At 41.9% G+C, this 13721-nt stretch carries 15 protein-coding genes; 6 read left to right on the top strand and 9 right to left on the bottom strand.

Going from position 1 to position 13721, the window contains the following annotated elements; translation table 11 throughout:
* Nucleotides 1-73 precede the first annotated feature (73 nt).
* Together ACSFVZ_RS03585 and ACSFVZ_RS03590 are read left to right on the top strand one after the other, a co-directional pair.
* Nucleotides 74-688, top strand: coding sequence for a hypothetical protein (locus ACSFVZ_RS03585; RefSeq protein ID WP_135924195.1), 615 nt, complete (start codon nucleotides 74-76; stop codon nucleotides 686-688).
* Complete coding sequence (locus ACSFVZ_RS03590) at nucleotides 685-1437, top strand: DUF3307 domain-containing protein (RefSeq protein ID WP_135924194.1); 753 nt, start codon at nucleotides 685-687, stop codon at nucleotides 1435-1437. Before ACSFVZ_RS03585 ends, ACSFVZ_RS03590 begins: the two co-directional genes overlap by 4 nt.
* 52 nt (nucleotides 1438-1489) lie before the next feature.
* Here the strand turns inward: ACSFVZ_RS03590 and ACSFVZ_RS03595 are convergent, their stop codons facing one another.
* A complete protein-coding gene (locus tag ACSFVZ_RS03595) occupies nucleotides 1490-2932 on the bottom strand; it encodes a DEAD/DEAH box helicase (protein ID WP_435558122.1) in 1443 nt (480 codons plus the stop codon).
* Nucleotides 2933-3135: 203 nt separating this feature from the next.
* Entirely contained in the window at nucleotides 3136-3978 is an 843-nt protein-coding gene (locus tag ACSFVZ_RS03600; RefSeq protein WP_135924192.1) for an isopenicillin N synthase family dioxygenase, read from the bottom strand.
* Between the two features lie 238 nt (nucleotides 3979-4216).
* Between ACSFVZ_RS03600 and ACSFVZ_RS03605 the strand changes: the two genes are divergently transcribed.
* Nucleotides 4217-5104 (top strand): MBL fold metallo-hydrolase, encoded by an 888-nt coding sequence (locus ACSFVZ_RS03605; RefSeq protein WP_435558123.1) that lies wholly within the window; start codon nucleotides 4217-4219, stop codon nucleotides 5102-5104.
* A gap of 7 nt (nucleotides 5105-5111) precedes the next feature.
* Here ACSFVZ_RS03605 and ACSFVZ_RS03610 read toward each other — a convergent pair whose 3' ends face one another.
* The 5 genes from ACSFVZ_RS03610 to aspS form a co-directional block, all read right to left on the bottom strand.
* Nucleotides 5112-5843 (bottom strand): alpha/beta fold hydrolase, encoded by a 732-nt coding sequence (locus tag ACSFVZ_RS03610; RefSeq protein ID WP_435558124.1) that lies wholly within the window; start codon nucleotides 5841-5843, stop codon nucleotides 5112-5114.
* Nucleotides 5830-6432 (bottom strand): GNAT family N-acetyltransferase, encoded by a 603-nt coding sequence (locus tag ACSFVZ_RS03615; RefSeq protein ID WP_435558125.1) that lies wholly within the window; start codon nucleotides 6430-6432, stop codon nucleotides 5830-5832. The genes ACSFVZ_RS03610 and ACSFVZ_RS03615 overlap by 14 nt, the downstream gene beginning before the upstream one ends.
* 31 nt (nucleotides 6433-6463) lie before the next feature.
* Nucleotides 6464-7054 (bottom strand): pentapeptide repeat-containing protein, encoded by a 591-nt coding sequence (locus tag ACSFVZ_RS03620; RefSeq protein WP_435558126.1) that lies wholly within the window; start codon nucleotides 7052-7054, stop codon nucleotides 6464-6466.
* Nucleotides 7051-7257 (bottom strand): hypothetical protein, encoded by a 207-nt coding sequence (locus ACSFVZ_RS03625; protein ID WP_135924189.1) that lies wholly within the window; start codon nucleotides 7255-7257, stop codon nucleotides 7051-7053. Before ACSFVZ_RS03625 ends, ACSFVZ_RS03620 begins: the two co-directional genes overlap by 4 nt.
* Before the next feature lie 95 nt (nucleotides 7258-7352).
* Entirely contained in the window at nucleotides 7353-9122 is a 1770-nt protein-coding gene (gene aspS, locus ACSFVZ_RS03630; RefSeq protein ID WP_435558127.1) for an aspartate--tRNA ligase, read from the bottom strand.
* Nucleotides 9123-9349: 227 nt separating this feature from the next.
* Between aspS and ACSFVZ_RS03635 the strand changes: the two genes are divergently transcribed.
* Nucleotides 9350-10198 (top strand): DUF72 domain-containing protein, encoded by an 849-nt coding sequence (locus ACSFVZ_RS03635; RefSeq protein ID WP_435558128.1) that lies wholly within the window; start codon nucleotides 9350-9352, stop codon nucleotides 10196-10198.
* Between the two features lie 22 nt (nucleotides 10199-10220).
* Nucleotides 10221-10715: a M48 metallopeptidase family protein gene (locus ACSFVZ_RS03640; protein WP_130167071.1), complete on the top strand. Its 495-nt coding sequence runs from the start codon at nucleotides 10221-10223 to the stop codon at nucleotides 10713-10715.
* 9 nt (nucleotides 10716-10724) lie between these two features.
* On the opposite strand, the gene ACSFVZ_RS03645 is transcribed toward ACSFVZ_RS03640, so the two are convergent.
* Together ACSFVZ_RS03645 and ACSFVZ_RS03650 are read right to left on the bottom strand one after the other, a co-directional pair.
* Nucleotides 10725-11741 (bottom strand): DUF5924 family protein, encoded by a 1017-nt coding sequence (locus tag ACSFVZ_RS03645; RefSeq protein ID WP_435558129.1) that lies wholly within the window; start codon nucleotides 11739-11741, stop codon nucleotides 10725-10727.
* 445 nt (nucleotides 11742-12186) lie between these two features.
* Nucleotides 12187-12867 (bottom strand): DUF3334 family protein, encoded by a 681-nt coding sequence (locus tag ACSFVZ_RS03650; protein WP_054561772.1) that lies wholly within the window; start codon nucleotides 12865-12867, stop codon nucleotides 12187-12189.
* 118 nt (nucleotides 12868-12985) lie between these two features.
* Between ACSFVZ_RS03650 and cmoA the strand changes: the two genes are divergently transcribed.
* Nucleotides 12986-13711, top strand: a complete 726-nt coding sequence (gene cmoA, locus ACSFVZ_RS03655; protein ID WP_063706202.1) for a carboxy-S-adenosyl-L-methionine synthase CmoA — start codon at nucleotides 12986-12988, stop codon at nucleotides 13709-13711.
* Nucleotides 13712-13721 lie beyond the last annotated feature (10 nt).

The following is a 13721-nucleotide window of genomic DNA, read 5'->3' on the forward strand; positions in this document are numbered from 1 at the left end:
TAAAACAAAGTAACCAAATTTGGTTACTTATCGCGATGTAACTAAATTAAGTTACTTAATCTAAGGGATCATAATGATTGCGGTGATCAGTGGTGATTTAATTAAATCACAAAAAATTCCACAACAAGAATACGATGCCATGCTGTATCAGCTTGATCAAAGCTTACGCTTTGTTGCCAAGCGTTTTAATGCAAGCTTCACCATTTACCGAGGTGATGCGTTGCAAGTACAGCTATCAGAGCCTGAGCTGGTGTGTCATGCTGCCATCTTGTTGTATTTGCAGATGAAAGCAGCCAATTACGAACTACGACAAAGTTTGGCTATTGGCTCACTCGACAACCCCCGCGCCGATATAAAAACAGCCACAGGCAGTGCTTATACCTTATCAGGTCGCGGCTTAGATAACATCGGCCAGCAACGTTTGGTGATAAATATTGAAAATAACACCCTTGAAGAAGCCTTTGCGCTCAATATTGCTTTTGTCGAAGTCCTGCTTGAAAAAATGAGTCAAAAGCAGGCCAATGCGCTGTTTTATTATTTAACCGTCGAAAATAACAGCCATGCAGAGCTTGCCAAAGAGCTTAATACTAGCCGAGAGAATGTCACTAAGTTACTCAACCTAGCCCATTATCAACTTATCGAGCGCTTTATAAATTACAGCCAAACCACACTCAAAGGATTGTTATGACCAGTTTTGCTCTATTACTCACCGCGTTAGTACTAGGTCACTTACTTGCTGACTTTTATTGGCAACCAATGAGCTGGGTGCATGATAGAAACAACCGTCACTTTCGTGCCAGCAAACTCTACTTGCACGTATTAACACATGGCGTGACCTCTTTAGCTGTGCTAACACTGTGGGAATACACCTACGGCTGGCAAGAGTTCTCTCGGGTATTGTTAGCAACTGTGGCGATTATGCTGAGCCACTATGTCATTGACTTGGCAAAATCGTACTCAAATAAAGGCGTGGTGCCCTTTATACTCGACCAACTAGCCCACCTTGTTGTGATTGTAATGCTAACGGTTTGGCTTACCGATAAAAATGAATTTTATAGCTTAACATGGCAAAAGCTGATTGCCCTCGATACCTTGTTTGTTATTGCAGCTTATTTATTGGTGCTTAACCCAAGCTCTGTGTTTATTCGCATGATGCTAGAAAAAATCAATATCCAGATCAACAATGAAGGCAGTATTCCTGCTGCGGGTCATTTTATTGGCTTGCTAGAGCGGGTATTAATGTTGAGCTTTATCTTGCTGGGTGAATACGGCGGTGTGGGCTTTCTACTGGCAGCAAAATCTATCTTTCGCTTTGGTGATTTAAAAGAAAGTAGCGAAAAACAACTCACTGAATATGTCATGCTGGGCACTTTATTAAGTGTCACCGTGACACTCTTTATTGGTGTCGCCACCTTGTATTGCATTAAACTCTTTTAATCGCTTAGAAAAACAAAAACGCGCAATTGCGCGTTTTTTGTTTTTACTGTTATCAACTATCCGCAGCGGGTTTACGTCTTGGTCGAGATGGCCCAGACACACGCTGACGATTACCCGCAGGTTTATTACCTGTGGGTTTGTTGTTATTCGATTTATTAGCGTTATTACTGCCTTTTTGGTTTTGGCCCTGCTCTTTACCTTTACCCTGCCATTTACCTTGTGAAGGTCGCTTTTGCGATTTAGGTTTTGGCTTTTGTGCAGGTTTTGCTGCGCCTTGACCATCTTGTGCTTTTAGCTTTTTCGGTTTCTTTGGCTTTTTAGGCTTGATTGGACGCGTATCTAGCGGCTTTTCAGCAACCGGCTTACTCGGCTCAAAGCCAGCTTCTGTTGCACGCGGAATAAGCTCACCAATAAAGCGCTCAATACCATATAAATCGTCGGCATCATCAGCTGTAACAAACGAAATAGCATGACCCGATGCACCTGCTCGGCCCGTACGGCCAATACGGTGTACGTAATCTTCATAAATATTCGGTAAATCGTAGTTAACAACATGAGGTAGCTCAACAATATCAAGGCCTCGGGCAACGATATCAGTTGCCACTAGTACGCGCACTTCACCCGATTTAAAGCCTTCGAGCGCTTTAACGCGAGCGCCTTGCGATTTATTGCCGTGAATAGCAGCTCCCACAATCTCATCGCGTTCAAGCTGCTTAACTAAGCGGTTCGCACCGTGTTTGGTACGGCAAAATACTAATACTTGCTGCCAATCATTGCTACGGATCAAATGACTAAGTAGTGCTGTTTTGCGTGTTTTATCAACCGCATAAACAGACTGCGAAACCGTTTTAGCTGTGGTGTTTTTTGCTGCGACTGAAATTTCAACTGGGTCGTTAATTAGCCCTTTTGCAAGTTCACGAATTTCATCAGAGAAAGTCGCTGAAAACATCAGGTTTTGACGTTTAGCAGGCAATTTAGCAATGATACGTTTGATGTCATGAATAAAGCCCATATCGAGCATACGGTCGGCTTCATCAAGGATCAGCACTTCTAAATCATCAAACTTAACAGCATTTTGATTATGTAGGTCTAACAAGCGACCTGGTGTTGCCACTAAAATATCAACACCTTTGCGAAGGCGCAGCATTTGTGGGTTAATTTTAACGCCACCATAAACAACAAATGAGCTGACATTTGAATGTTTTGCATATTGCTCAACATTTTCACTTACTTGTAAAGCAAGCTCACGGGTTGGTGCCAGTACCAATGCTCGTACTTTATTACCACCCGCTTTAGGGCCTTTTGACAAGCGCTCAATTAACGGCAGCGTAAAACCCGCAGTTTTACCTGTGCCAGTTTGCGCTGCAGCCATAACATCGCGGCCTTCAATGATCGCAGGGATAGCTTGTGATTGAATAGGCGTTGGTGCTTCATAGCCCTTTTCTAAAACTGCATTTACTAAAGCTGGTGATAAACCTAACCCATCAAAACTCATACTATCTCTCTTTAAAAAATTCAGCCGATACGGCGAAGTGCGCGCATTATACCTAGGATAGTCAATAATGCATGGAATTATTTACAAACTCATATTTTATAATGAGCTTGGTCGATTAATTTAAGGCATAAAAAAAGCGGCTCAAATGCCGCTTTGTCTCATATACCCAAACCACCTCAGGGTGGTTTGGGTATAGCTAATCTTTACTTAACACCAAGCTCGCGTAAACGCTCTTGTAGGTAGCTGTCTGCGGTGTAGCGCTCAGATAGCACAACATCAGGACGCGGGTGTAAGAATAATGGTAACGAAATACGTGATTTCGTTGACGCTTTACCCGTTGGGTTGATCACGCGGTGAATCGTAGATGGGAAGTAACCACCTGAAGCTTCTTGAAGCATGTCGCCAATATTGATGATCAGGTTACCAAAATCACATGGTACGTCTAACCAACCGCCATCCGTTGTTTGTACTTGTAAACCAGGCTCATTCGCCGCAGGTAATACAGTTAATAGGTTGATGTCACCATGCGCTGCCGCACGGATTGCACCTGGCTCTTCATCACCTGTCATTGGTGGGTAATGAAGAATACGCAGGAGTGTTTGCTCTGAGTTAGCAATCATATCTTTAAGATCGATAGAGAACTTAGCGCGCACTTCTTCTGGTGCTTCAGCTTGAACCCAGCTTAATAATGTAGCTGCAAACTCATTAGCTAAACGGTAGTACTCACGAATTTCTTCTTCTAGCTGTGCTGGAACACGGCCTTTTGGATAAACGTGGTAGTACTCTTTAATATCTTTAACGGTAAAGCCTTTTGCAACTTCTGACACTGATGGTGGGAAATAACCATCTTGTGTCTCTTTTGAAAATAAAAACTCGTGCTTTTGCTCAGAATTAAAGAATTCTTGCCAATTTTTGTAAATAGACTCAACTAATGACTGAGGGATTGGGTGATTTTTTAATACACCGAAACCAGTGTTTCTTAGTGACTCAACAAATTGAGCGGCCGCATCGCTCGCTTTATAATCAACGGTAGGTAAATGTTGCATTGTCTTTTCCAGTGAATAAGGTTCTAGAAGTCTGTGCTAAGCATAGCATTTCTTCATTATAGCGCTTCGCGAGGATAGAGAAACACAGGCAAAAACATAAGGACTTATGTCCGCTCCCACCTTGCTTAACTCCTTAAGTTTGATACAGATCAACTAAGTATTTAAGTAGTATAATATGTACTATCATCTAAACTTAGGTATGACCAACTAGACACGTTTCAACGCAAAAGGATCGCTAATGTTCAAAAGGCTGCAAATGTTACTTTTCAGTGCACTCATACTCATTACCAATCAGGTTATCTCAGCAGAGCAAGCAAACTATAAAGTCGAAAATATTAAAGACAACGTATACCGCTTTAGTGCTGGCCATTACCACAGCGCTTTTATGATTGTTGATAACCTTGCCTTGGTGACTGATCCTATCAATAGCGACGCCGCAAAATACCTAAAAAACTATATCAAGAAAACCTTTAACGCCGAAATCAAATTCATGCTGTACAGCCACAGCCATGTTGACCATGCAATGGGCGGTAATGAGCTAATCGATAACAACACAAAGGTCGTCGCTCATCAATTTGCAGCTGAGGACCTTAAATTAAATAAAGTGCCTACTGCCCTGCCTGATCTTACATTTACCGATACACTCAAAGTCGATTTAGGTGATAGCTACGTGCTGCTTAATTACTATGGGCCCAATAATGGCCGAGGTAATGTCAGTATGCGTTTTATGCCTGCCAATGTACTTTATGTTGTTGATTGGATTGTGCTTGGCCGCATGCCATATAAAAACCTGATTGGCTACGATATCAATGGCATGCTGCATTCAACCAACGCGGTGTTAAATGAGCCTGCTTTTGCTGCATTTATAGGTGGCCATGCAGATACTGGCAACCGCGGTGATGTTGTCTCTTATTTACACTATATTCAAGACTTACACACTGCAGTGCGCGATGGCATGTTAAAAGGTAAAAATCTTGCGACCTTACAAAAAGAAATAAGCTTGCCTCAATACAGCCATTTAAAAATGTACCAGCAATGGCTACCACTGAATATTGAGGGTGTGTATAACAACCTTGTCGAGATGGGCTATTTTAATTTTCGCACGGATATTAATGCTCAGTTTTAGCTGAGCATCAAAAGCGAGATAAAAACGCGTTAAGTTCTTTACTCATACGTGCTACAAGCGCTTTTGGGCCACCATCATACATATCGTTATGACGCGAATCTTTAAGCTGAACTTGTGTTACAGGGTATACAGAGAGTTCTTGCTGCGTTAGCAATACGTTGTCATCTGCTGGGTAATCGCTACCACGCAGTGTAAGTACAGCAATATTTTTGTTTCGCGGGATCAGCATACGACGATGATCAAGGGTGATCAACTTAGAAACCTTAGCGGGATAAATAGCGGCATATAATGCTGCAATATCACCCCCATTTGAGTGACCAAATAAAGTAAGCTGATTAAAGTCATACGCAGGATATCGCTTTGCAAGCTCTGTAGCTAAGAACTCGAGGGTTTGTACACCACGGTGCCAGTTTTCCATGCGTGTGGTCATGTAGGGTGGCTCAGGGTTTAAACTCGGATCGCCTTTTAACTCATGAGCAACTTCAACCGTTAAATAACCATGCTGATGAAAGACCTGCTGGGCAAATTGATAGTCTGTGTTTGCCATACCATAGCCTGCTCCAATAAATACCACGGGGCACTTTTCCTTTACCGTGCATTCGCTATCGGCTGCTGTAATGATCACCGGAATATGGCGGGTGCGCTGTGTATCAAACAGTGTCTCTGTTTGGTTTGCAAAGGCTGTTTGCCCGCTAAGAGTGAAAACGAGTATTAGCGCCGCCTTTTTAGTATTTAACATGATATGACTGCGCTAATTTGAATTCTAAGCTACGTTTAACCATAGGCCACTCACCATCAATAATTGAAAACACCACGGTGTCGCGTACGCAGCCATCGGCCATTATTTGGTGATTACGAAGCACCCCATCTTGCTTCGCCCCTAAGCGAGCAATGGCATTGCGCGAAGCCTGATTATGCCAATGGGTACGAAACTCAACAGCAATCACATTAAGCGTTTCAAATGCATAACTCAGTAGCAGTTTTTTACATTCAGTATTAACCCCAGTACGCTGAAAACGCTTGGCATACCAGGTATAGCCAATTTCTAAACGGCGGTTTTTACTGTCGATATTACAAAAGCGAGTTGAGCCTATCACCTCATCGGTGTGTTTATCGATAACAGCAAATGGTAATGCGCGACCAAGTGACTGTTGTTCAAACGCCATGCTTAAATAATCGTCAACACGTTCTTCATTGGGCACCGAGGTAAACCACAATTCCCAAAGCTTTCCATCCGAAGCTGCGCTTACCAAAGCATCGCGATGCTCAAGCGTTAACGGCACTAATTTTACAAATTGACCTTCCAAGGTGATGGGACTTAAATTCATAACTTTCCTTAACCCAAATTAGCAAAAATATTTAATCCACCAGCTCTATATCGAGCCCTGCTAATAAATCCAAAGCGGCATAGCGTTCAAATTTGGCTTTACTGACTTTGTTAGCAGTTATATCAATAGCAAAGTGGCTAGCACCAATAAAATTAGCTTTACTGAGATTAGTTTGTTGAAACAAGCTGTCACGAAAATCAGTATCAGTAAAATCAGCAGATGATAAATCCGCATGTCTAAAATCAACATCTTTGGCAAAACAGCTGCGCATTTTTAAAGCCTTTAAACTAAGCTCAAAAAAGCTACTATGGCTTAGTTCACAGCCAACAAAACTCACTGGGGCACGGCTGGCGAGTAGCGGCCAATCAACATCAGTAAAGCGTACACTGGTTAATTTACACTCTTTAAAGCTCACTTCTTCAAGTGAGGTGTACCTAAGCCCAAGTGCAGCTAAATTACAGTTTTTAAACTCACATTCTATAAACCGGCAGTTTTCAAACTGGCTATTGCTAAAGTCACAGTCGATAAATTCGCATTGCTCAAATTCACAATGTGAAAATGTTTGCCCTGCTAGGTTTAATTCAAAAGTGTGTTCAAAATAGAGGGAATGGCTTGCGATCACGCGGTGGTCTCAATATCTTTTTTAAGCGCAAGTACAGCAATAAAAATAAGACCGAACAATGGAATTAGCCCTAGTAAGCCACCAATAATTGCCACCACAATTGGTGTTGAGGTTTTACGCTTACCTAAGTAATAGCTGATCGCGGCAAAAACAGGGATCAAAATAAAAATTATTTGCCCGATTAAAGTTGCACTGATATTCACACTCTTTCCTTGAAGTACATACTAAGTATTTATTTAAACACAAAAAAACCCTAAGGCATACACCTTAGGGTTTTCGTAAATCAGGCTTTTACCAATTATTCAGCGTCTTTCGCTACAACATCAATTGCAAGCTCAGTTAATGCATCTGCATTTGCTTTGCTTGGTGCATCTGTTAATAAACATGATGCTTGAGTTGTTTTAGGAAAAGCAATAACGTCACGAATATTATCAGTACCGCACAACAGCATAACTAAACGGTCAAGACCAAACGCAAGACCTGCATGTGGTGGTGTACCGTATTTAAGTGCATCAAGTAAGAAACCAAACTTGTCTTGTTGCTCTTGCGCATTGATGCCTAAGATTCTGAATGCTGTTTCTTGCATTTCTGCATTGTGAATACGTACCGAACCACCACCAACTTCGTAGCCGTTTAATACCATGTCGTATGCATCTGATAATGCACCAGCTGGGTTTGCTTCAAGCTCTTCAGGAGAAATACCTTTTGGTGCAGTGAATGGGTGGTGAACCGCATGCAATGTACCTTCGTCATCTTCTTCGAACATTGGGAAGTCAACAACCCATAAAGGTTTCCAGCTATCAAGATTAGTAATGCCTAAATCAACACCAATCTTAAGACGTAACGCACCCATCGCTTCGTTTACAACGTTGCGCTTGTCAGCACCGAATAAAATGATATCGCCAGATTGTGCGTTAGTACGCTCAAGTAATTGGTTGATCACTTCTTCGTTTAAGAACTTAGCGATTGGTGATTGCACACCTTCAACGCCCGCAGCACGGTCGTTCACTTTCATCCATGCTAGGCCTTTCGCGCCATAGATACCGATGAATTTAGTGTAATCGTCGATTTGTTTACGAGAAAGCTCAGCACCGCCTAGTACAGTTAATACCGCAACACGGCCTTTTTCGTCATTAGCAGGACCAGAGAATACTTTAAACTCAACGTCTTTTACTAAATCAGCAACGTCAACAAGCTGCATTGGGTTACGAAGGTCTGGTTTATCAGAACCATATAAACGCATTGCTTCGCTGTAAGGCATAACTGGGAAGTCGCCTAAGTCAACGTCTAGTAATGATTGCCACATTTCGCGGATCATTTTCTCAGTCATTGCACGCACTTCATCAGAGCTCATGAATGACGTCTCTAAATCGATTTGTGTGAATTCTGGCTGACGGTCAGCACGTAAGTCTTCGTCACGGAAACATTTAACAATTTGATAGTAACGGTCAAAACCCGACATCATTAATAATTGTTTAAATAACTGTGGTGACTGAGGTAAAGCATAGAAGCTACCTTTGTGAACACGGCTAGGTACTAAGTAGTCACGCGCACCTTCTGGTGTTGCTTTTGTTAGTACCGGTGTTTCGATATCTAAGAAACCGTTGTCATCTAAGAAACGACGCACAAAGCTGCTCGCTTTTGCACGAAGTTTGATACGGTCGCTCATTTCAAGACGACGTAAATCTAGGTAACGGTATTTTAAGCGGCGCTCTTCAGAGTTTTGCTGATTAAAATCAAGTGGTAATGGCTCTGAACGGTTGATGATAGTTAAGCTTGTGCCTAAAATTTCAACTTCACCTGTTGCCATGTCTTTATTTACTTGGCTATCAGGGCGTGCGCGAACAACACCTTTTAACTGCACACAAAACTCTTGACGTAGTTTATTCGCAGTATCCATTAATCCTTCTACTTCAGGATCAAAAACAACTTGTACTAAACCTTCTCTGTCACGTAAATCGACGAAAATAAGGCCACCAAGGTCACGGCGTTTGTTGATCCAACCACATAGTTCAACTTCTTGATCTACGTGAGATTTATTTAGCTGTCCGCAATATATAGAGCGCATAGTATTCCTGTCAGTTAAAGACTTATAGCCGCCTGCTCTTAAGAGTTCGCTATTTTGAGAGCAAAAGCCACTATACAAAGTAATCATTTAAGGCAGAGCATTATACCCAAACCATCTCAAAATGCGAGTGCCAGCAGTGCCTGTCGGGGGCTAAATATATGCCCCGGCTTCTGAGCAAACATTTCTTTTGTTACACTAGACATAATTTAAATTTATTGGTTGATTTAATGCTGTACTTAGGTTGTCCGCAGTGGTCTAGCACCGCATGGAAAGGAAATTTGCTCTCTAGTCACTGTAAAAGCGCCGACATGCTCAGTGAGTATGCGCAATGCTTTAATTCAGTCGAGGGCAACACCAGTTTTTATGCTGACCCAAGTCATGAGTCATTAGTGTGCTGGCATAATGCGGTACCCGAAGACTTTAAATTTACTTTTAAGTTTCACCGGCGTTTTAGTCACGAATTACAACTGACGAATATAGATAGTGAGCTTAATGCGTGGCTAAACTTATTTGAGCCCATTTTTGCTAAAACGGGGCAAATCATGTTGCAGCTACCCCGTGCCTTTGGCCCTGATGCCCTCCCCCTTCTTGCTAATTTTATTGCACAACTACCTAAACAACTTAGTTACGGTGTAGAAGTACGTCACCCCGGCTTTTTTAATAAGGATGATGCTGAGATTCGTTTAAATCAGCTGTTAATTGAAAATAATATAGACCGTATCAGTATGGATACCCGCGCTTTATTTGCTGTACCCGCCGATACCGATGCACTCATTGATGCGCAAAAGAAAAAGCCTTATTTACCTGTGCATGCCATTGCAACAGGAAATCAGCCTATGCTGCGCTTTGTGATTGCCAGTCTTGAACATGAATACAAGTCGTATTACCAGCCATGGCTACAAAAAATAAAACAATGGCTTGATGAAGGAAAATCACCCTATTTGTTTTTTCATACCGCAGATAATCGCCAGTCGCCACTTTTAGCAAGACAGTTCTACCAAGATTTAGGTTACAATCACCCCGTGCTTGCGCCGTTTATAGGTGAACGCGAAGCAAGCCAAAGCAGTTTATTTTAGCGCCCGATTTATCAGAGAAAACATGAAAGATTACAGCCGTTATTTTCAAGGTTACCCGCCCCACATCATTGAGCAAGTGTTACAGCTATTTAATGGTGACAGAGCCGCAAAATACCTTAAAGGCAAATACCCTGATGCGCATAGCATTACCAGCGATAAAGCTTTATACAATTACGCCACTGAGCTGAAAAAGCGCTACCTTAAAAATGCCCTGCCTTTTGGCCGTGCCGCATTCAAAAAACAAGGCGATATGGTCACAAATGCCTTAGGGACCCATACTTTTCGTATGCAAGGTAAAACCCGAAAACACGATCTTGCCATTAATAGCGACCTACTTCGCGCACCTGAGCCACTACTCAAAGCACTCGTCGTACACGAGCTGGCTCATTTTAAGGAAAAAGACCACAACAAAGCCTTCTATCAACTTTGCTGCCACATGGAGCCGCAATACCATCAACTAGAACTGGATTTAAGAATATTCAGTGTGCTCGTAGGTGAAGGGAAAAATCCGTATTAAAGCTATCTGCTAAACTTCAGTAACCTCAAACCTTCTTTGCCCTATCAGCTGCCCAGACTCGGTAACCACTTTAACGACCCATTTTCCTGCGGCATTTGCAGGGAAATTCGTTTTATGACTCCACGCTCGATAACCCTCTTTACGACCACCAGAAATATCCAAGGCTATGCGGTCAACTTCTTTACGATTATGCACCCAAACATGGAAGATTTTTTCATTTAAACCTCGCGGTGCTTTTACTGCACTAAAACTATATAGACCTTTTTCATGCAAGCTCTGCTCGCTGAGTTCTGTTATTGGCGAAAGCGGTTTACGGGCTTGTGCATCAAGCTGATACGACATGCTCATATCGGTTAAACGCAGTGCCGCAGGTGGCACAAAGCTACGCAATTGCCAAAGCCCAACACCTAATACACAAAGCAATAACACCAACAACGGAAAACGCCACCATTTTGCATTCGGCATCAAATTACCAAGACTTGGAATTGTTAAAATAACAGCTGTTATCAGTGCAATTTCAAAACTTTGGCTGGTCGTTAACTTTAATAAAATAGGCAAGGTAACCGACAACACGACAAACAAAGAAAAGCTATGAAACACACTAAACCAGACACTGTGCCTTGCAAGCTTTTTGTAATAGAGGGGGTCAACAACAGAAACGAACGCACAAAGAATAATTAAAGCGGTGAACGCGGCCTGACCATGGTCCCAAGTAGTCACCGCCAAGAAAAATGGTAAGGCAAAAAACAAACTTTCTTGCTGCACAACCTGCAGCGCAAAGCGCATCACGTTAGGCGACACCGCCACACCAAAACGCTCCTCTACTTTATCTCTTAGCCAGTTATCTATTAACAACCACAACCAAGTGACTAATAACAAAATCGAGATAAGCTGCGAAAACGATTCTTTTCGCTCAACAAAGACAAAGCTTGCCACACCACTGCAGAAAGCCAACACCGCCATCAATCCCGGCCGCTTCTGCATCATGAAAACAAATTTAGTTATAAAGTTTTTTAAGTAGTTCATGCAATCATCAAATCCATTTAAGGCTCTATGAGTAAAGCATAAATTGGATGAATGTAGGCTTTAAAACTAGCTTTGAGTTTAAAGCTTTAAGCCGTAAGGTATTTAAATGAAGTGAACGAGCATCGAGTATTTTTCTAAAAGAAACAAATGGAATGTTATATGGAGTCTTGATAATACTTTTATTAATTTCTAAGTGTACAACTGCGAATGCATTTGAAGATTATAGTTTTAAAGATGGTAAAGGGACTTGCAAGATGAAACCAGTATTAGCAAACGGTGCAATTTCATTAATTGGCCTCCTAGACAAAGATGTTATCAATTGCTCTAAAGCACAAAAAAAGCGCGGTCTAAACCGCGCCTCTATTTTTATCTGACGTCTGAAAGCTCATGCCTTACAGCTCATGCCGTTGGGTTTCGCTACGCTCTACCCAACCTACGTAAGCTGTTACAAACCAAGTTCTGCCATGAAATCATCATCGGCATCGTCTGCTTGTGATGATGCTTTTTGCTTTTCAGCTTTTTGTTTGGCTTCGTTTTCGATGATGTCATCTGGGTCAACGGCTTCTGAAATATCAAAGTCATGAAGCTTGATAAATTCAGTTTTATCCATTGCAAGCTCTAGATAGAAGATATTTTGCTTCGCTGTAGTGAATGTCACACGGCGTGCTTGTGGTCTATCCATGGTGGTATCAACAGAAATTTGCACCTGTTTATTAATCGCCATCATTTTTGGTTGGTTTTGCGTAATAGAAGTATGCAGCTGGTCGCGTACTTTTGACGTAAAGTCACCAACGATTTGGTTCATCAGCTCGCCGAGTACGTTTGCCACATCATCTGATAAATGGCTTTGTGCAATTTCGTCTTCTGGCATACCCATGTTGCGCATATAGTCATGGTAAATTTCCATGGCTGCTTGGGCTGTGAAGTTTGTTACCACAAGGCCAGTAAAACCACCATCGAATAATACAAAACAGCCAATATCTGGGCGCATACAGGTGCGGGTTATTTTTTGTACCATGGCAGAATAACTAATACTATTACCGCTTGCTGAAGACAGAACTCCAGTCACTGAATGACACAGAGTTGATAAGATATCTTCTGTACTAATAACTTTGCTTTTTGTCATTAAACTTCTCTTTTTTGTACTTGTTATTGATAATTCTAGCCAAGCTACTGAATTTATCACTGACTATCCAGTTAAAAATGCTAAAATAGCGGTATTATTTTTTAAAGAGACTGTTCACGTGACGCAAAAAGACAGTATTTATGCCACTGAGCAAGCGGTTAAAGACTTTAGCTTTGACCAACATGTAGTAGAAGTTTTTCCAGATATGATCCAGCGCTCGGTGCCGGGTTACGCAACCATTGTTAGCACCATAGGTAAACTGGCTGGCGAATACGCGCAAAGTAATTCAAACCTATACGACTTAGGCTGTTCACTTGGTGCAGTAACGTTAAGTATGCGCCGTAATATTCGCACCGATAACTGTAATATTATTGCCGTTGATAACTCAGAAGCGATGGTTGAGCGTTGTAAATTACATTTACAAGGTTTTCGCTCTGACGTGCCAGTCACTGTCACGCTGGGTGATATAAACGATTTAGCCATCGAGAATGCCTCTGTGGTGGCGATGAACTTTACACTACAGTTTATTCCACCTGAAAAGCGCCAAGCGGTGCTTGAAAAGATTTACGCAAATTTAAAACCAGGCGGCGTTTTGCTGCTGAGCGAAAAAATTAGGGGTGAAAATGAGCAATGCGATAATTTGCTCATTGATTTACACCATGATTTTAAACGTCATAACGGCTATTCGGAGCTTGAGATCAGCCAAAAGCGCACGGCTATCGAGAATGTCATGCGCCCTGATCATTTATCTACCCACTTAAACCGATTAAGTGAAATTGGTTTTAGCCAAACGCAAGTGTGGTATCAATGTTTTAACTTCTGCTCGATGATTGCAATCAAGTAATCATCACAAC

Origin of the sequence: Pseudoalteromonas nanhaiensis, from assembly GCF_051235485.1 — a bacterium.
In the GTDB taxonomy this organism is placed as follows: domain Bacteria; phylum Pseudomonadota; class Gammaproteobacteria; order Enterobacterales; family Alteromonadaceae; genus Pseudoalteromonas; species Pseudoalteromonas lipolytica_C.